We start from the raw sequence: 20,326 nt of genomic DNA on the forward strand, positions 1-20,326 counted from the left end.
CAACTCCGCCGTGGCCAGCGGCACAGACCCCTTCGGCAACGCCCTGACCGACACCTCCGACGACAACACAAACGGCGACGGCAGCACAGTTGATGGCGAAGACGACCCGACCAGCGTGACCTTTGCAGGGGGTCCTGAATTGGTTGTTGTGAAATCGATTTCCGGGTTCACGGATACGAACGGGAACAACCTGTTGGATGCTGGAGATATCGTAGATTTTGACTTTACGGTTGAGAACACCGGCACCGTTGCCTTGGCAAATGTCACCATCGATGATGTTGGTTTGCCAAATGTGACTGTTACACCTGCTGCGACGTTTGATGGTGATTTGGCAGTTGGTGAAGGCCCGATTGCGGCGGCGACAGCGCAGTACACGTTGACTGCGGCTGATATTGCTGCGGGTGGTATCGAAAACTCCGCCACAGGGACGGGGACGCCAGTGGCGACCGATCCGGTCTCCGGTGATCCAATTCCGGGCACGCCTGCATTGGGGGCAAATGGTGATCCGCTGCCTGATACGACAGATGTTTCTGACGCGGGTACCGAGCCTGAAATTGATCCAACAACTGGCCTGCCGATTGAGGTAAACGATCCTGCTAGCGAGGAGACCGCAAACGTCGATGGATCTTCCGTAGATACGGACGCAGGGAACGATCCAACAGCATTGATTATTCCAGCGCCCGCGGTTGAGGTGGTGAAATCGGTCAGCGAGGTCGTTGATACAAACAACAACGGCTTCACCGATGAGGGAGACGAGCTGCGGTTTACGTTTGAAGTTTCAAATACAGGCAACACAACGCTGACGAATATCATTGTCGCTGACCCGCTTGTTGGTCTGACGATTACAGGCAGCCCGATTGCGTCTATCGCGGTCGGCGCGTCGGCTGACACCAGTGTGACAGGGTCGTATTTCCTGACAGCTGATGACATTGCAGCGGGCGGTTTGCAGAATACGGCCACAGCCACCGGTACAGCGGTTGATGAGAACGGGGATGCATATCCGAACCCATTTGAAACAGGGCAACCTTTGACGGTAAGCGATGTGTCTGATGCTGGTACGGACCCGGATGGCGATGACGTGGCCTCTGAAGGCCTTGTTGAGACCGAAGACTTTGCTGGGAACACTGACGGTGATCCAACGAACGATCCGACCGTGTTCCGTGTTGTTCCGATGCCCGATATCACGATTGTCAAATCTTTGGCGGATGTGGTTGATGTGGACGGCTCCGGATCTATCAACGCAGGCGACCTTGCCAACTACACCTTCGTTGTAACCAACACAGGTAATACAGCGTTGGCAGATGTCACGGTGACGGATGACTTGGTTGAAGTGTCTGGCGGCCCGATTAGCCTCGCGATCGGTGCGACCGATACAACGACGTTCACGGCAAGCTATGAAATCACCGACGCAGATGTTGCGGCGGGGGGCGTTGAAAACACGGCTGTTGTCGGCTCTGTAGCGGTCGCCGCGGACGGTACGCCGCTGGTGGATCCAATTACGGGTGAAACGCTGACGGCTTCCGATGACAGCGATACAGGCACAACGCCGGATCTGGATGAAAACGGGGATCCGATTGTTCAGAACGCCGCCGATACGACTGAGACGGCAGGTTTGGACGGCTCAACCGACACTGATCCAACCAACGACCCAACCGTCTTGTTCATTCCGAACCCTGAACTGACTGTTGTGAAATCTTTGTCCAACGTGTTTGACGATAACTTGCCTGCGCCTGATGGATTGTTCGGCGGTGAAGGTGACACGATTGCCTACACCTTCACGGTGACCAACACAGGTAATGTAGATCTTTCCGGTGTTACTGTGACGGATTTGACTGCTGATGTCTCAGGTGGACCAATCCCGCTTCTGGAAGTTGGCGTCGGTGACAGCATCACGTTCACAGCGACCTATACGATCACTCCGGCTGACTTTGCCGCAGGCTTTGTCGAGAACACGGCGGAGGCTACTGGTGCGGCTGTGGATGCGAATGGTGACCCTATTTATGGGCCCGGTGGCGAAGAGTTAATCGCAACGGATACCTCCGACACGGGCACAACACCGGAGGGTGACACTGTCGATGATCCCGCAGGCGAAGAGACCGAAACATTTGACGCGGCAACACAGCCCGATGGTGATTTGACGAACGACCCAACGGTTGTTGCATTGCCGGCCAATCCGACGCCCCGTGTCAGCATTGTGAAATCGGTGGCATCTGTCGCTGACACCAATGGCGATGGCCTGTTGGGCGAAGGCGATACGGTGACCTACAGCTTTGCCGTGACCAACACCGGTAACGTTCGTTTGGGTGATGTGACTGTGACTGACAATCTTGCGGTTGTGAGCGGTGGTCCGATTTCGCTTGAGATTGAAGAAACTGACACGACAACCTTCACAGCCACATCTGTGATTACGGCTGATCAAGCGGCTAACGGCGCGACAGAGAACTCGGCTAGTGCGGATGCGATTGGCGTGAACTCATTGGGTGAGCCGCTAATTGATCCGGCAACAGGTTTGCCGCACACTGCGACCGATGTTTCCGATGCGGGGACTGAGCCTGAAATCACACAAGATGATGGTATCGTGGCTTATTCTGACCCGGCCGGTAACGAAACGCCGGACGCGTCCGGCGCGACAGATACGGATCCGACCAACGACCCGACTGTCCTCTTCTTGCCAATGCCGGAAATTGCGGTGGTGAAGTCTGTTGCAAGTGTCACAGATACAAATGGCAACGGTTTCACCGATGAAGGCGATGTTGTGAACTACACATTCTCTGTTGAAAACACAGGGAACACCGATCTGGTGGATGTGGTGATCACTGATGGTTTGGCAGGTGTTGTGGTCACCGGTAACCCAATTGCCACTTTGGCACAGGGCGAAACGAACGCGACGCAAGTTACCGCGACATACGCTTTGACGGCGGCCAATATTATCGCGGGCGGTGTTGAAAACAGCGCGTCCGGTGAAGCGGTTGCAGTTGGGGCCGATGGCGATGTTCTGGCCGACCCGTTCAACCCAGGCCAGCCGTTGACAGTGACCGATACCTCTGACGCTGGTACGACGCCGGATGGCGAAGCGATTGACGCGCCCGAAGGAACCGAGACGGAAGACTTCGCGGGTGGCACGGACACCGATCCAGGGAATGATCCGACCGTACTCTTGTTGCAGCCGGAGCCTCTGATCGACGTTGTGAAATCCATCACTGGCTTCATCGATGCGGTTCCGCCAGCTGCGGGTGAATCTGCTTTTCTCGAAGCGGGCGATAGCGTGATCTACAGCTTCACGGTAACCAACGTCGGCAACGTTGCTTTGGATGATGTGGATGTCTTCGATCCGCTTGGCACTGTGACGGGTGGGACAATCTCACTTGCGATTGGCGAATCAAACAGCTCTGCGTTCGAAATGGTTTATGAACTGACAGCGGCTGACATTGCTGCGGGCGGCATTGAAAACACAGCCACTGCGGTTGGGGATGCGGTTGATGCGAACGGTGATCCAATTGTTGATCCAAGGACCAACAGGCCATTCACGACATCGGATGTGTCTGATGCAGGAACAGAGCCGGAATTGGATGCCAATGGCGATCCGATTGTGGTAACCGATCCGGAAACCGTGGAGACGCCTGATATCATCGGAGCGACAGATACGGATCCGACAAATGATCCAACTGTTCTTCTGTTGCCGCAGCCGGAAATTACACTGGTTAAAGTTGCATCCAACGTTTTGGATACAAACAATGACGGCTTGTTTGGTGGTGAAGACGATGAAGTGATCTATGCGTTCACTGTCACAAACACCGGCAACGTTGATTTGCAAAACGTACAGATCATCGATGATACCGCTGTTGTGACGGGTGGCCCGATCGACCTTGCTGTTGGCGATAGCGACAGTGTGACCTTCACAGCGACTTACATTGTGACCGCTGATGATGTAGCCAACGGGTTTGTCGAGAACACTGCAACCGCAACCGGTGATGCCGTGAACGCGAATGGTGATCCGTTGATCGACATTAACGGCAACCCGATCTCGACATCTGATGTGTCCGATACCGGCTCAAACCCTGACGTATCTGCTGTTGACGACCCCGAAAACACGGAAACAGCAGACGCTGCGGGAGTGACCGACGGTGACCCAACCAACGATCCAACTGTTACTGTGATCCCGTCGAACCCATTGCCTCGCATTGAGGTCGTGAAATCGATCGCAAGTGTCACGGACAACGGGGATGGCGTGATCGGTGAAGGTGACTTGGTGAACTATGTGTTCACAGTGACCAACACAGGTAACATTGCCCTTGCCGATGTGGCCATTGAGGATGATCTGGTTGCCGTGTCCGGTGGCCCAATCAGCTTGGCGCTTGGCGAACAGAATTCCACGGAATTCACCGCGCAGTATACGCTGACCGCAGCAGATGTGGCCGCGGGCGGGGTCGAGAACACCGCAACTGCGACGGGTACCGCTGTCAATTCGAACGGGGATCCGATTACGGAACCGAATGGCGGTCCGCAGCTTACGACATCCGATGTCAGTGACGCAGGTTCCGAGCCGCAACCAACGGCGACAGGTCTGATTGAAACGATCGACGATCCTGCGGGCAACGAGACGCCTGATTTGGCTGGAGACACGGATACGGATTCGACGAACGATCCAACTGTGTTGTTCATTCCGACACCGTCGATTGAAGTTGTGAAGTCCATTGCGAGCGCCCCGGATAGCAACAGGGACGGCACCTTTGGCGGCATTGGCGATACGTTGTTCTATTCCTTCACGGTGACGAACACAGGTAACGTGGATCTGTCTGATGTGACTTTGTTGGATCCAACGGCCGATGTCGTTGGCGGCCCCATTCCGCTGTTGGAAGTGGGCGGCGTTGACACGGCGACATTCACCGCGACCTATGTTGTGACGGCAAATGACGTGAACGTCGTCGGTTATGTCGAAAACACTGCGACAGCTCAGGGGACTGCGACAGGATCAGATGGAGAACCAATCGGTGATCCTGCGAACCCTGGCGCTCCGATGGTTGCGACAGATACCTCGGATACAGGCACGGACCCAGCGGGCGACCTCATTTCGGATGCGGCAAACACCGAAACTCCGGATGGGGAAGGTGTCACGGATGGCGATTCAACCAATGATCCAACCGTGTTTACCGTGCCGGCCATCCCGCAACCTTCGATCCAAATTATCAAAAGCGTTGCCAATGTCTTTGATACGGATGGAGACAATGTGCTGGGTGGGGAAGACGATGAGGTGATCTATTCCTTCGCCGTCACCAACACCGGCGATGCTGCCCTTGTTGATGTGACTGTGAACGATCCGATGCTCGGTGGTCTTGTCGCGACAATTCCAACGCTTGCGGTTCTGGAAACGGCAACCGTGACAGAGAGCTACATCATTACACCTGAAAATCAGATTGACGGTTTCATCGAGAACCAAGCGACAACGCAAGGTACTGCCGTAAATGCGCAAGGTACGCCTTTGTTGGATCCGGCCACAGGTGAGCCGCTTGTGCCAAGCGATGTCTCGGACACAGGTACAGATCAATCTGCTGAAGGCATTGATGATCCGGAGAACGTAGAAACAGGCGACTTTGATGGTGTCACCGATGGTGATGCGACCAATGATCCTACGATCTTGTCTGTTCCATTGGCAGTGCCTGATACGGCTGTGAGTGGGATGGTGTTCTTTGACGAGAACGATGACGGTGTATTCAATGGTGATGATTTCCCGCTCGAAGGGTTTGTCGTTAATCTGTTGGACGCTGATGGAAATATCATCGCGACAACGCTGACAGACGCTGCTGGTAATTACCTGATGGAAGGTTTCCCAACAGGTGAGGGCTTCCAAATCGCCTTCTTTGATCCAATCACTGGCGATGAAGTTGGTGATCGTATCACTGGTTTGACCTTTGGCCCGAACACTGTTCTTTCCGATCAAGACGGTGACATCACTGCCGCACCCGATCCCGGACGTTTGGTTCTAACCAAATCGACAGATCTAACTACAGTCATTGTTGGTACCAGCGTTCCGTATGAAATCGAGGCTGAGAACCTGTCCGGCTTGCAAGTCACTACCGATATTATCGATCTCCTGCCGGTCGGCATGACATATACACCGGGCAGTGGATTGATAGATGGTGTCGCGGTCGAACCTACAATTGCGGGTCAGACATTGACTTGGTCTGAGGTTGTGGTGCCTGCCGGTACAACAGTGAAGTTGGAGCTAGTAACGCGTGTAGGAGCGAATGCGCCGATTGGAGATTTGACGAACACAGTTACTGTCGTTGATGCGCAAACGGGTGATCTTCTAGCCGAGCCAGCGACCGCAACAGTGCGCCGCGTCCCCGAGGCTGTATTCGACTGCTCTGACATTATCGGTAAGGTGTTCGATGATAGAAACTTTAACGGATACCAAGACCCTGCACGGGATGTGGACGCGCGTTTGAGTACACGTAGCGGCGCGATTACTAACCAGAGCTATTACGGCGGCAAATTTGCGGGCCTAGCGGAGCAAATACCTGCCGCAGAAGAGGGCGAGCCGGGGCTACCAAATGTCAGGTTGGTTACGCCAAACGGTACAATTATCACTACGGATGAATATGGCCGCTATTCCGTGCCATGCGCGGCTTTGCCGGACGATATCGGGAGCAACTTCACATTGAAGCTGGATCCGCGGTCCTTGCCGACCGGCTATCGTGTGACCACAGAAAACCCGCGTACAATGCGCGTCACGGCTGGTATTGCGACTGAAATGAACTTTGGCGCTGCTTTGGGCCGCGTTTTGGATATCGATCTGACAGCGGCAGCGTTTAACGGTGATCAACCGGTAGATCGCTTGGATCAGGGTGTCACTCAGCTGCTCAGGCAGGTTGTTGATACGCCCTCGGTCATCAGGATCAGCTATTTCACGAACGGTGAAGACAGCCAGACAGCCTTGCGCCGCATTGCTGAGTTGGAAAATCTAATCGATCGTCGTTGGAGAGATATCGGCAGATATCGACTGATTGTCGAAACACAAGTCCTGCGGTTGCAGTAATCAATTAGAGAGTAGACCATGCGTAAATTATCTTTAAACCGCGTATCGATCCTGTCTCTTACCGCTGCTTTGGTAACTGCGCCCGCAATTGCGCAAGACAACCAAGTTGTGTCGGCACCGGTTTTGCCAAACACAGAGCCGGACACAGGGCCCGTCGACAACTCTGCTGGCTTCGTTTTGTCTTTGGATGGTGAGGTTGTTGATGCCGACCCGCAAGTTGAAGACCGCGTCCGTCAGGCTGACATTGTGTTGGCGAATGCAGACGTACAGATTCAACTGGATGCGAACGATCCGGTGCCACGATTGGATGTTGAAATTGCGGGTACGCCGCAAGCCTATGGGCCGGGTGATCAAATCTCGCTGATTTCAGAGCTGAATTATCCTGCCTTCGTGGATCGTGCGGAAATGCGTATCATCGATCGTGCTGCAGTTGGGGGGGCACGTGTCATTACGACTGTACCGGTCGAGCCAAATGGCCAGGCGCGTCTGACGATTCCCGAAGGTCGCGATATCGTAGTGGTACACCGCGTTTACGATAGCCGTGGTCGCTATGATGAGACGCAAGCCTTACCACTGTTTTTTCCAGATGATCGTGCACAACTTGACGGCGTAGAAGAGGGAAGCCAGTTTACAGCAAACCGTAATATTCCAATCACGTCCGGCGCAACTGTGACAGTTTCTGCCGACAATATTCCCGCAGATGCGGTGTTGGATACGATGGGAGAACGCATTCGTCCTAGTAGCGCGGGACAATTGGTCATCGATCGCATTCTGCCACCCGGTGACTACGCCATTGATGTGGCTGTAACTGGTGGTGGGCAAGATCTCGGGGTTACACGTCCTATTCAAATCCCAGGGTCCGAATGGTTTCATGTTTTCGTCGCTGATCTGACATACGGCCGGTACTCTTCCGACGTGGAGGGAGAATATTCGCGAACCACTGGGCGTTTACAATATTACGTCGAAGGTGAAACCAAGAATGGTGTTCAGGTCACTTCATCGCTGGATACTGGCGAGGAAGAGTTGGACGAGTTGTTTAGCCGCCTGGATGAAAGCAACCCTGACGATATTTTGGAGCGGATTGACCCGAACTCTGGCTATCCGACATACGGTGACGACAGCACAATTGTTGACAATACCCCGACCAGTGGTCGTTTCTACTTGAGGGTCGAAAAAGACAACAACTTTGGCGTTTGGGGCGACTATCAAGCGCAGTTGGTTGGAAATGGCTTTGTCCGCAATGAACGCAGCCTGTACGGTGCGCAGGTTCATCTTGAAGGTAATACCACAACAGAACGTGGAGACGTCCGTAGTTCAATTGATTTATATGCCGCGCAGCCAGAGCAAGCCGTTGGCCGTGATGTGTTCCGCGGTACCGGCGGATCGGTTTATTTCTTGAGTGCCCAAGACATTGAACCGGGCACGCAAACCGTCACGGTCGAATTACGTGATGAAACCACGAACCGAGTCGTTGACCGTCGCGTACTGATTGAAGGCCGCGACTATCAAATCAATGCCTTGCAAGGCTTGATCATTTTGAACGAGCCGTTGACAGATACCATAGATCGCCGCGTGATCACCACGACAGGTGGTGGTGACGAGGTCATTAATCTTGTCGTTCAATATGAATACACACCGACAACAAGCGATATCGATGGCTTCAGCTATGGTGCCCGTGTCGAACATTGGCTGACCGATGACCTGCGGATTGGTGCCACGGCTTCCAGTGACGATGACGGTTTAAACGAGCAGCAATCTTTCGGTGTCGATTTGCGCTATGAGATCGGTAATAATAGTTTTGCACAGCTCGATTACGCTAAAAGCGATGGACCCGGTTTTGACAGCGCATTTTCGGACGACGGCGGTTTGGATTTTGACACCGATACAGATGCGCGCAATGCCGGAACAGGCGAGGCGATCAAACTCGAAGCGCAATTCGATCTCACTGATTTGGGTATCGACCGCGAAGGCATTGTTGGCGGCTATTTCGAGGAACGTACCGAAGGTTTTACGACGCTTGATTACAATGTCACCGATGCCACCGGTAATGAAACGCTCTACGGTTTGTTCCTCTCGGTCGCCCAGATTGAGGACCGGTTGGGATATAGTCTGTACGCAGATATTTATGAAAATGCCGTTGGCGATGAGCGAACCGAGATTGGTGCCGAGGTCTCCGCTCAGCTAAACGAAAATCTCGGAATTGTGGGGGCAATTGAATATCTTGATGAGGTCGATGTCGTTGAAGGCACATCCGGCAATCGCACTGATCTTGCTTTCGAATTGACGTACGAGCCGAACGATACCCTCGATCTATTCTTATTCGGTCAAACGACCATAGACAAAAATGGCCTAGAAAACAACGAACGCTATGGCTTCGGATTTGGCGCCGAGTTGGCAAAAAATTGGGAAGTCGGCGCTGAGTTGTCCAACGGTCACGGTGGTTTGGGGGCAGAATTGTTCGCAGTTCACACCCAAGATGCCAACAATTCTACCTATTTCGGATACGAGCTGGACCCAGGGCGCACACTCACCGGCATAGATAGCATTGACGGGTTTGAAGCCAGCGATAATGGCGGCAGGTATGTGGTGGGATCTCGCCGCCAGATCAACGAAGACGTCGCGGTTTTTGCTGAAAACACTTATGATTTGTTCGGTGACGATCAGGAGCTGATAGGTGCGTATGGCCTCACCTATTCCCCAAACGATTTTGTTAGCTACACGCTAACTTATGACATGGGCCAATTGCGGACGGACGACGACCCTGGCAACCTTGATCGTCAAGCTCTGAGCTTTGGCGCGCGTTATGAGGATACCGAACTTCGTGCCGCTGGTCGCGTGGAAGTTCGCTTTGACGACTACGAGGATACAAGCGTCCAAGATGCGACGTCATACTTTGCATTGCTGGACGCTGATTACCGTATCACGGAAGAAAAACGCCTGATCTTTACGCTAGATTACGCAAAAACGGAAAATGGCGGTGCTAGCTTTGAAGAGGGCACATATGCTGATGTTGTATTGGGCTATGCTTACCGTCCAATCGACAACGAGCGACTGAACATATTGGCCAGTTACCGGTATTTCTACGACACAGTTGGACAGGAAATTGACGGTGTCTTTGATAGCGGTCCCGTACAGGAAAGTCATGTATTCAGCATTGAAGGTAATTACGACCTGGACGAAAAATGGACCATTGCTGGCAAGCTGGGCGGTCGTTTCACGGAAAGCGCACCGGAGGCCGGTGCCGTTATGTCCAGCAATGATGCATGGCTCGCGGTTGCGAACACGCGGTATAATTTGGTGCAACGTTGGGACGTCTTGCTCGAAGCGAGGCACCTCAACTTAGTCGATGCCGAAACCTCTGAAACTGGTTTCCTCGGTGCTGCATACTACCACGTAAACAATAACGCGTCCGTCGGCGTTGGTTATAACTTCTCGACGTTCTCGGACGATCTAACTGATCTGACGTTCGACGACGAAGGTATCTTCGTGAACTTGATTGCGAAGTTTTAAAATTTCACTCCAGCTTCTTAAAAAGCTGGAGTTTCGCAAACACTATTTGACATGGTAATCCCCCCATTAAAAATGGGGGGATTACCCCCGGATCTCGGCCTCAATGCGGTAGAGCTCAGCGATCCGGCGCAGGCCGTCAGCCGCGATTTCCGAACCGTCGCGGTCGAAGACCTCCTTCAGCTTGCGCCGCGCATGCGCCCAGCAGTGGGCCACCGTGATCGGCGCGCCGCCCTTGCGGGAGGGGCGCGTCAGTCGATCGTAACCGGTATATCCATCCAGTTGCAGGATGCCGTCGAAGCCCTGCAGGATCTGCTCGGCATGGGCGCCAGCACGGCTTGGGCGATAGGTGAAGACCACGCCGGGCGGGTCATCGCCGCCCCATCCACGATCATCCCGGGCAAGCGCCCAGAGGTAGCCGGTCTGGGTTCGGCCGCGTCCGGGGTCGAGGACAGGCGCCGTCGTCTCGTCCATGAAGAGCCTGGCCGATCCCTTCAGGTGCTCGGACAGCCGGTCGACCACCGGGCGGAGGTGGAACGCGGCTGTCCCGGCCCAGTCCGCCAGGGTGCTGCGGTCGATCTGGATGCCGGAGCGGGCAAGGATCTGGTGACCTGCCCCCTGCTGATCCCTCATTCATAACGAGAGTCTGCAGGTTGGATCTGGGTATTCGGCTTCCCCGTCTGACGCAAGCGCGCCGGGCGCGGAGCCCTCAAATTGCTCAAGCGTCCGGCGCGCTTGCTGTGGCGTCTGGTTGGCGAGGGACGAGTGCGGCCTGACCGTGTTGTAGTCGTAACGCCAGAGGGCCAGCTTGCGCCGCGCATCATCCAGGCTGTCGAATATCTCCTCGTTCAGCAGTTCGTCCCTGAGGCTGCCGTTGAAGCTTTCGATGAACGCATTTTGCTGCGGTTTGCCTGGATCGATGTAATGCCACGGCACGGTATTCTCATCGGCCCATTTCAGGATGGCCCGACTGGTGAACTCCGTCCCATTGTCACTGACTATGCAGCCGGGCTTGCCGTAGATCCGGATCAGGGCACTGAGCTCCCGGGCAACCCGTGCGCCGGACAGGCTGGTATCGGCAACCAGGCACAGGCATTCTCGAGTGCAATCGTCGATCACCGCCAGAACCCGAAACTTTCGCGACGCGCCGAAGCTGTCGGACACGAAGTCCAGCGACCAGCGGGCATTGGAGTATTCAGCGGCTGGCATCGGCACCCTGGCTCCACGCGCCCGTTTCCGGCCACGTCGTCGCTTCACGGACAGCCCTTCTTCCCGGTAGATCCGGTATAGCTTCTTGTGGTTCATGATCATGCCTTTGCGTTCCAGCAGCACCCCGATCCGGCGGTAGCCGAACCGACGTCGCTTGCCAGCGATCTCCTGCATCTCCTTGCGGATCTCGGCACAATCCGGCGGGCGTTCACGCCGGACTGTCTTTGGATCGACACCAACCAGCTTGCAGGCTCTGCGCTGCGAGATGTCATGATCCCGCATCACTCGGAGCGCCGCGTCTCGCCGCTTCGTCAATGTCGTCAGCTCTTTCCCAGCAGGTCTTTCAGCACCACGTTGTCCAGCATCGTGTCTGCCAGCAGCCGCTTGAGCTTGGCATTCTCGTCCTCAAGGGCCTTCAGCCTGGCCGCCTCGGACATTTCCATACCGCCATACTTGGCCTTCAGTTTGTAGAACGTAGCGGTGCTCAGCCCGTGCCTGCGGCACACCTCAGCCGTCGGCATCCCAGCCTCCTGTTCCTTGATCATCCCGATTATCTGCGCCTCGGTGAAACGGCTCTTTCGCATGAGTCTGCTCCTTCAGAGTTGGCGCAGACTCTACATCACGGTGAGGGATTTCGCGGGGGGCAGGTCACCATCGAGACAGCCAAAATGAACAGCCTCAATCCGCAAGCCTACCTGACGGACATCCTGAGCCGCATCCACGACCACAAAATCAACAAACTCGACGAATTGCTGCCTTGGAACTGGGCTCCGGCAGAGGCCGAGGATTGCAAGGCGGCCTAAATCGAGCGGTTACGCAGCAACGTGGGGTCGAGACGACGCTTACGACAATCAACACTTAAAAGGAAAGCTCGCGGACAAGAACGGCACTGATCTGCCGCATCGTTTTCTTTATGATGCTTTCTGGCATCCCTTCCAGAATGATTATTCCGCGTTCAGGCAGTTTTACAGATGGAAGGTCGGAGAATGTACCATTTATCGGGTATCTTCCTTCGGTAAGTAGCTGATGACCAGCATTATCTTCAACGGTCTCTAGATCGCCGCCATGTGCGTCCGATAGCATTTCTTTCAGAAGGCGTGCTCGGTGAATGTCTTCTACGTCAAATCCGGAAATATCGACATCATAGACATGGTTCTGATCTGAGATAAATCGTGCCTGTCCGCCTGAGGGTAGACGGTCAATATCATTTTCATGAATATACCCGGAAATACGCATATCACCTGTTTGTACTATACGTAGAATTGGGCGGGTGCGAGATACCCAGACACCTGTTGTCAGGCCTTGGTCAAAATCACGTACGATTCCGTGTATTGGGGCGCGAACGTTCGCTTCGCTGCGTGTGGATTCTAATAATTCCAGCTTTTTGCGTTCAGCGGTTCTTGTTTGCTGAGTCACCGTAGAGGACGCGCGGTCATCGCTGTTTGAGGTGATCCGCGAGAGTTGGCGGTCCAGTAGTGCGAGACGCAGTTGGCTCTGCCTGATTTCTGCGTCAATTTCTTCTGTCGCTAGGGAAAACAAGTCATCGCCAACCGCAACTTGGGCCCCATTCCTCGTGGCGATGGTGACAATGCGCGCGGACCGTGGCGCATAAATTTCCGTTACAACCGCTGGCTCTATTGTGGCCGGCACATGGATCCGTGTGGGAAGAGGTATGGTGCAGAGCACCAGCAGACCCGTAACCACTGCAAACGTCGTCCAAGACCTACGTGTACGCATAATTCGGTAAGACATTGATTTCCAGATCATGAGCTCCCTGTAGATCGGCCGAAGTATCAGAATGAGGATTTCGATGACGAAGAGGGTGGCACCAAGGAGTTTGAAAACGGCATTGTAAATTAGGAGAGCGATTCCGAGAAACAGAAAGAATCGATAGATCCAAGTGAGCCAAGCATAGCAAATCATGAACCCTGACAAGCGAGGGGAAATTAGTTCGGGTGACGAATCGCCTAAGTTGAAAAGCAGTTCTCGCAAGCGCCATCGGGCCAGAGCAAAGCTTCGTGGCTGCAGGTTTTGCACGCCTACAAGATCGGACAGAAAGTAATACCCATCGAAGCGCATGAAGGGATTTAGATTGACCACGAGAGACATAATCCAGCTGGTCGTTGCGAAGGCAAAAGCTATTGTACGGGCAAGACCGTCAGGCAGAAATGCCCAGAAAAAGGTTGCCAAAAGCGCGACGCTAAGCTCTGTTAAAACGCCGCCCGCGTCGATCAACAGCTTGTCACGCCTTCGTTTGAGGCGCCAAGCATCCGTAACATCAGTATAGAGAATTGGGAACAGCATCAGGAATGCAACGCCCATGACCGGAACGCGGACAGAACGGCTTACGGCAAGGTAGGCGTGCCCTAATTCGTGCAACACTTTGAGCATCGCCAATGCAACAAAATAAAGAGCAGCACCCTGTAAGGAGATGAGGTCTCGCGCTTGGGCTATAAATGCGTCCCACTGCCTGCTGCCGAGATAGATGCCGATAATGCCCAGAACCGCGATAACTGCTATGGTTTGGAGGGAGAATAAAGGGCGGACCACTGGCCAGGTACGGTTTAGAAACTTTTGTGGACGAACTAAAGGTATCCGAAAAAAGAGATATGAATGAGAGAGCCACTGCCCGATGCCTTGGCGGGTGCTGGCCTCAAACTGTGCTAGCTGTTGCGCTGCACCTCGGCCGGGCATCTGAACGAGACGATTCTTAATCAAAAATGCCTTCAGGCTTGATAGCTCATCGTCATTGACCGTCGCGAGCGACTGAGCTAATGCGGAAACTTTCAAACGTTCCTCTGTGCCGTTGGGCCAAAGGTTCAATAGGTCAATCACGCGGCGATTAACTTCGAAGTATCGATGCGAGATCGGATCATAGAGGACCCAGCTTGGCGCGCCCGTTACCAGTTTTGCGCTGCGCCCGATTTGCAGGTCATCGCGAAGGAGCGGCAGTGGCGTTTCTTTCTGCGCCATCCCGATATTTAGATCCCTAAAGACTGTCGGATAGCCACAATAGGGCGGCGGAACAAGACGTACCATAATGGATGATCCGCGCCGAAAATTTGGGCGATACCGCGCGCGCCAATCCGTGGTAACGAAGTGTCGTGGTCAGTGAGATCAGCACGCAGCGGAAAAGATAAGGTGCCATCTTCGGATAACGCGGGAGCGAAGCCTTGTTGGGTGAGCGTGGCCCCGATTGGGGAAAGTGGATTTGTGTCCATAAAGGCGCGCACTTTTGCGCCTGTCTCTAGTGGAATCGCGTCATTAACAGAAAGCTGCATTTCAATAACGAGATCTTCTTGGTCGGCAATGGACATGATCCGTTCGCCAACGACGACAGGCTGTCCAATCCATTCGGTTGGGTTGTCTATCACGACGCGCCCACCGATCGGGGCAAGCAATCTAACCTTTTCAAATCGATCATAAGCTAGGTCGCGCTGAGCGCGTGCCAGATCCAACCGTGCTTGTGACACAGCCACATCCGCGCTGGCGGAAGGGTCGACAAAGCTTGCTTGCAGGTTGCGCGCAAGTTCTGCTTGAGCGACTGCAAAATCCTCCTCGGCGATTAGCAGGGCATTACGCAATTCGGTATCTTCAAAAGTGACAAGCAAATCTCCCTGTTCAACAACATCGCCTGGCTCGATCGCAATTTCTGAAACAATGGCGTCCAGTGGAGCTGTGACAGCAGGGGCATTGCGGCCAACTACAGTAGCAGGTGCCAGTACCGTCAGTGGAACAGGGATGAACATTGCGACAGTCATAGCCGTCACAGCTCCCCATAGAAGGGCTCGGTTCCGCCTGAACGAAGGCCGTGCCAAGCGCTTACCTTCTAGACGTGATTGAGCGTGGACGTAGGTGGCCGATACGCGTTCGGCGAGAGACGTATGCGCTGGTTTCCAAGGCGTATCGCGTGCCAAGAGCATACCGCCATAAACGATATTACGACTCGTGACCAATGGCACCCACATGAGATGACGAAAGGGGTATTCCGAGGTTTCTTGGGCGTTTTTAGGCGCATAGGCGGGAAGGGAGAACGCGGCGGAGGTTGCTATGCCTTCGGTATTCTCCAAGGTGGCAACAGTGTCTTCTAACCAACAGATAATCGGGGCATGTGGATCAATCCTTGCCACAGACGAAGACGCACGAACACGCATTTTCCGACCTTTGCGGTGCAGAACAAACATCTGCCGCCAACCCAAAACATCCGCGGTCTCATTGGCTAGATGGTAGAGCAACTCTTGGGTGCTCTCTGCAAGGCGCGCGTCGGCTTCCAACTGCAGCAACCGCAGGGCGTTTCGAAGTTGTTCCTTGGTCTTCTGGATGTCCCCGGGTGATTCGCTGTGTACCCTTTCCGACTGTCGACGCATCTGAACTATCTGGGATTTTACCGATTTTGGGGGGTCAGGGTTGTTCATTTGGACCCGCAAAAGTTGCTATGCCTGACATTCCAGGAAGAAGGCTATTGGCGTCTGCGTTCCTCAATTCGCCTTCGATCCGGACGCGACGGCTGACGGGGTCGACCACGGCACCGATACGCGCAACCTTGGCATCATAGGTGGTGCCTGTTTCGTCCACTTTTAGCTTGAACTCGGTGCCATGCAAGATCCAGTTCAGCCAAGTCGATGGTACCAAGAGATCAATGACCGGTGTCTGCGCGCTTACGATCGCAATTAGAGGTGCGCCAGCCTCGGGGATCTCATACGGGTTTACGAAAAGCTCTGCTACATGCCCATCGAAAGGCGCGCGAATGTTGCAGTCTCGCGCGGTCAATTCAAGAACTTGCGCGCGCTTATCTGCAGCTTCTGCTTCCGCGACTGCTATATTCGCCGCCCCGCGCCCACCTGCGCCAAGATTGCTTAGGTTTCGCTGTGTTGATGCGCTAACAGCGGCTGCGCGATATGCGGCTCGGGCAGCTTCCGCCTCCGCAATGATCCGCGCGCAATCAAAACTGATCAGAAGGTCTCCGGTTGCAAAAGCTTCCGACGTCCCAAAAGGGGTCTCGAGTACTCGTGCAGCACGGTTCGCAGAAATAGTAGCCTGTTTCTCCGCTTTCAATACAGCAGGCGCGCTTTCGGCGGATGCTGCTGGCGAAAACAAAACACACAATCCGAGGATTGCTATTCCCAAACTGTGTTTTGGATTCATTATGATCACTCTTTCAGCGCCATTTTATCGCCTCGCTGGGCCCAGAGATTGCGCAGGACAGCCGCCATTTCATCAACGCTTTCGTTGCCGTCAAGTTCGGGTGAGTATGGGTCGAGGCCAATAGCAGAATAAAGATTGGCGAATGCTGTCTGAAGCTCCGCATAGGTCGCATCATAGCGCAGGGACCCCAGAACCGCGTTCATCTCTTCACGAACGGCATCACGTTGTCCCGAAGATCCAGCCGATACTGCTGCCCGCGTTCTAATGGAAATTCGATCAGATGTATTGTGGTAGCGGCGGGCAATATCTGCTTCGGTTCGCAGGGATTCTAAACGTGCCCGAGCAACAAAAACCTGTGCCGAAACTGCCTGTGTCAGTGCAAGAGCGCGCGCATCAAGCAAAGCATCGCCGTCTTTGATCACACGGCGGCGATCTTTCAGACGGAAAATATTCATGAGATTCCAAGACGTGTCAGCACCGTAGTCAACCCAATCGTTATTGTAAATTAGGTCATTGCTGGTCCAATTCAGGCCGACGAAAACACCAAGGTCGGGAATAATCTCCGCCAAGGCAGCGTCGTTTTCTAGGTCGTTGATGCGTTGGCGATAGCTGACCTCCCGAAGCTCTGGACGATTTTGAACAGCTAAGCGCACCAGTTGCATCGGATCTGCATGTATAATCGGCGCGTCAAGCGACGCATGGCTTGGGACCACCACAGAATAGCGTTGATTTTGCGGGAGGTTCATCAATGCGGCAAGCTGATTTTTGGCAATACCAAGGTCGCGTCGCAGCTCCTGGATTGACCGCAAGATTCCAAGGACCTCTCGTTGATAAGTAAGCGCATCCAACGGATCTCCAACTTGCTGACGCTCCTGGGCATAGGCTTGCGCCAAAGCTTGTTGCGCGGATTTTTCAAGACGATCAATCCGGGAATCGAGGCGCTGTGCGCTTACCGCCCGCCAATACGCAGTGCGGACATCTTCGATTACGCGATTAATGGTGGCGCGGCGCTGCTCACGTGCAATCCAGATTTCGTCCGAAGCTTGCTGCGAACGGACGCGCGCTAAGGCGTAATCCAGCATGTCCCAGCTCAGCGTGAGATCTGCATTGGCTTGCTCGCGTTCCGACGACCGGGTTGCTACTTCGCTCCGGCTATCGCCGTTAGGGACATCTATAGAAAAAGAGCCAGGGTTATTATCACGACCGGAAAAATTTGCAGCCAGAGCAACGTCAGGGAGCATATCATAGCTCTCTACGTCAAATTCAGACCCGCGCAAAATCTGCTCACGGTACTCAACTTTTTGGTCGAGGTTATACTTTAATGCCCGAGCCATCGCTTCGTACAGATCGATTGATTTCGTCACAGGTTCTTGTTCAGAAGCAACAACTCTTGTTAGGCGATCCTTGGCGATTTGTTGCAATTCCGCTGGCGACAGTTCGGACGTACGCGGGGTGGTACAGCCCAACAGAACTCCAGAGAGAGACAGCACCAGAGTAGTACTGCGAAAAAGGGAAGATGACTGCGTTATTTTCATCTGGCTAATTGGCTCCTGCTTGACAATTAAAGAGATAAGCCATTGGCTAATGCCCCGATTTCACTGTCTATTTCATTTGCGATGGTTGCGATCTTGTCCGTGAAGGTGCTTGTATCTACCAGCGGCCTGCTTTCGATAGAGAAAATCCTATCCGCATGGTGAATGCCCAAGTCTAGGTCTAGATCTACAGTGCCTTGTAACTCAGCGGCAAGTCGTAAGTGAACGGGTTTTTCTCCCTCAGGAGCGATGAGGAAAATACCGTCGGAAATTTGCTTCACAGAGTCAGGGCACTTCGCGCCGCCTTCTCCAAAGAGCACGGCGGACACGGGATGAAGCTTCTCAAGGGCTTCACCGCCAAAAATGGCGCAGGTAGCGCCTTCGGCTGTAAAGCTCGCTGTCAAAAGTAGAGTATAATTAACACCTGTCAGGATATAGGAATGCATGCCTGTTCCGCCTTTTGGGAAGAAGGTTTGCAGCTTCTTCAATATGTCACCGCCATCTGGCATCAGTTCCGACAGGACCGTACCTGGATCAATACCTTCAATAGCGATCGTAATCGGAAACGGCGCCGACAAGGACGTGAAATAGATCAGGTCCTCGGTCGGCAAAATGCGTACGCCGTCTAGGCTGGAGATGCTATTGACCGCAGATAGGATCGGTCTTTCGGCTTCCAGTCGTGGTGCTGAACCAAGTGATCCGATCAAGTTGGCTGTGATGTCGACAATTGGCGAAACGGACAATGTCGGCGATTCTTCCACGATTATGTGGTGGGCTTCTGGCTCAGGATGCCCATGCGGCGCGATGGTACCTGTTGGGCGATACTCGATTGTTACTTTCGCCTGATTGGATAGTTGGCCCGAACTATCGCGGGAAACATAGAAGATAGGCGTTGGATCACTGTTAACGCCATCCAAAGGTGTGAAACTGATCGCACCGGTAGCAGGGTCGACGTCCCATTCACCTTCACCGGGAACGAGCAGTGACTGACCCGGTGCATTGGTCCCCACAATTTGAACGGTTTCCGGCAGGGGGCGGTCGCCAGTCGTGTCATTCCCTAGAACGCCTATCACGACTCGGGTGCCCGGATCCGCCCTTTGTATGTCAGGCTGTGCGACAGGCCGATAGTCAACCGAAACACGTGCCGGATCGCTCCGGTCACCCGTGATATCTGCTACAGTATAACTGATTTCTGTCGGGTCATATGTGAAGTCTGATACAGGTGTGAACGTAATCGATCCGTCTGCGGGATCGACGCTCCAGCGGCCCTCGCCGGCAACCGTCAAGGTGCGGCCGTCCGATGAAAGAACGCTATCCTCTACGACTGCAACTAGCCGAACGCTCGCAGGATCTAACGTGTCGTCCGCTGATGCGGTGTCGTTTGCCAGTACATCGATCCGTACCGGACCGGGCGCTCGTTCCGTAACGGCATCGCCCGTCGCATCGGGGATTGCAGCGACAGTGACGCTGACGGTTGCTGGCGCAGATTGGTCACCTGTTGTGTCGGTGATGGCGTATGTGAAGGCGATCGGTGGTCTGCCGGCTGTGTTGAAGTCTTCTGCGGGTACGAAGGTGAGGGTTGCAGCCTCGGCAGCGGTGAGGCTTGCCGGTGTTGTGACGGCCTGTGTTACCCCGGCGGCATCGATATAGGTCAGTGTGCCTTCTTCTGCGGTGGGCAGGGTCAGGATGTCGACCGTGGCGATGCCGTCGCCTGGGTCGTCGTTGGGCAGAATGCCGAGGGCGACCGGGGTGTCCTCATCGGTGGCACGCAGGTCGCCTGTGACGCCAGGGATCGGATTGACCGCGATGGTCATCGTCGCGCTGGCGACTTCTGCGTCAACTACATCTCCATCGGTGACGGTATAGTCGATGCTGACCGTGCCGTCGAAGTTTGGCG

General features: G+C 54.3%; 8 protein-coding genes and 2 pseudogenes. 3 read left to right on the forward strand and 7 right to left on the reverse strand.

Annotated features, from left to right (window positions below; genetic code table 11):
• Positions 1 to 115 precede the first annotated feature (115 nt).
• Both ACN5AZ_RS17885 and ACN5AZ_RS17890 read left to right on the forward strand, forming a co-directional pair.
• Positions 116 to 7,036 carry a DUF7507 domain-containing protein gene (locus ACN5AZ_RS17885; RefSeq protein WP_419430269.1) on the forward strand — a complete coding sequence of 2,307 codons (6,921 nt, stop codon included), beginning with the start codon at positions 116 to 118 and terminating at the stop codon, positions 7,034 to 7,036.
• An 18-nt stretch (positions 7,037 to 7,054) separates the two neighbouring features.
• Positions 7,055 to 10,546: a hypothetical protein gene (locus ACN5AZ_RS17890; protein WP_419430270.1), complete on the forward strand. Its 3,492-nt coding sequence runs from the start codon at positions 7,055 to 7,057 to the stop codon at positions 10,544 to 10,546.
• Between the two features lie 84 nt (positions 10,547 to 10,630).
• Here ACN5AZ_RS17890 and ACN5AZ_RS17895 read toward each other — a convergent pair.
• Positions 10,631 to 11,149, reverse strand: a pseudogene (locus ACN5AZ_RS17895) (IS66 family transposase); the annotation flags it as partial.
• A 27-nt stretch (positions 11,150 to 11,176) separates the two neighbouring features.
• A protein-coding gene (locus tag ACN5AZ_RS17900; protein ID WP_419430271.1) for an IS3 family transposase occupies positions 11,177 to 12,336 on the reverse strand; the annotation gives its coding sequence in 2 pieces (ribosomal slippage) (positions 11,177 to 12,087 and positions 12,087 to 12,336; 1,161 coding nt in all).
• 69 nt (positions 12,337 to 12,405) lie between these two features.
• Between ACN5AZ_RS17900 and ACN5AZ_RS17905 the strand changes: the two are divergent.
• Positions 12,406 to 12,555, forward strand: a pseudogene (locus ACN5AZ_RS17905) (transposase domain-containing protein); the annotation flags it as partial.
• Positions 12,556 to 12,610: 55 nt separating this feature from the next.
• Here ACN5AZ_RS17905 and ACN5AZ_RS17910 read toward each other — a convergent pair.
• From ACN5AZ_RS17910 to ACN5AZ_RS17930, 5 genes are all read right to left on the reverse strand, one after another.
• Entirely contained in the window at positions 12,611 to 14,725 is a 2,115-nt protein-coding gene (locus tag ACN5AZ_RS17910) for an HlyD family efflux transporter periplasmic adaptor subunit (protein ID WP_419430272.1), read from the reverse strand.
• Positions 14,726 to 14,733: 8 nt separating this feature from the next.
• On the reverse strand, positions 14,734 to 16,167 hold the full coding sequence (locus tag ACN5AZ_RS17915) for an efflux RND transporter periplasmic adaptor subunit (RefSeq protein ID WP_419430273.1): 1,434 nt from the start codon (positions 16,165 to 16,167) through the stop codon (positions 14,734 to 14,736).
• A complete protein-coding gene (locus tag ACN5AZ_RS17920) occupies positions 16,154 to 16,897 on the reverse strand; it encodes an efflux RND transporter periplasmic adaptor subunit (protein ID WP_419430274.1) in 744 nt (247 codons plus the stop codon). Before ACN5AZ_RS17920 ends, ACN5AZ_RS17915 begins: the two co-directional genes overlap by 14 nt.
• Before the next feature lie 5 nt (positions 16,898 to 16,902).
• Positions 16,903 to 18,432 carry a TolC family protein gene (locus tag ACN5AZ_RS17925; protein ID WP_419430275.1) on the reverse strand — a complete coding sequence of 510 codons (1,530 nt, stop codon included), beginning with the start codon at positions 18,430 to 18,432 and terminating at the stop codon, positions 16,903 to 16,905.
• Positions 18,433 to 18,458: 26 nt separating this feature from the next.
• The coding region (locus ACN5AZ_RS17930; protein WP_419430276.1) for an Ig-like domain-containing protein at positions 18,459 to 20,326 on the reverse strand (1,868 nt) is incomplete at its 5' end.

It is taken from the genome of Sagittula sp. SSi028, from assembly GCF_048553715.1.
Classification (GTDB): domain Bacteria; phylum Pseudomonadota; class Alphaproteobacteria; order Rhodobacterales; family Rhodobacteraceae; genus Sagittula.

Bases quoted from the DNA above. Each gene is read 5' to 3' on its own strand.
- ACN5AZ_RS17925 (WP_419430275.1), bottom strand. From the start codon at position 18,432: ATGAAAATAACGCAGTCATCTTCCCTTTTTCGCAGTACTACTCTGGTG.
- ACN5AZ_RS17920 (WP_419430274.1), bottom strand. From the start codon at position 16,897: ATGAATCCAAAACACAGTTTGGGAATAGCAATCCTCGGATTGTGTGTT.
- ACN5AZ_RS17910 (WP_419430272.1), bottom strand. From the start codon at position 14,725: ATGGCGCAGAAAGAAACGCCACTGCCGCTCCTTCGCGATGACCTGCAA.
- ACN5AZ_RS17915 (WP_419430273.1), bottom strand. From the start codon at position 16,167: ATGAACAACCCTGACCCCCCAAAATCGGTAAAATCCCAGATAGTTCAG.
- ACN5AZ_RS17890 (WP_419430270.1), top strand. From the start codon at position 7,055: ATGCGTAAATTATCTTTAAACCGCGTATCGATCCTGTCTCTTACCGCT.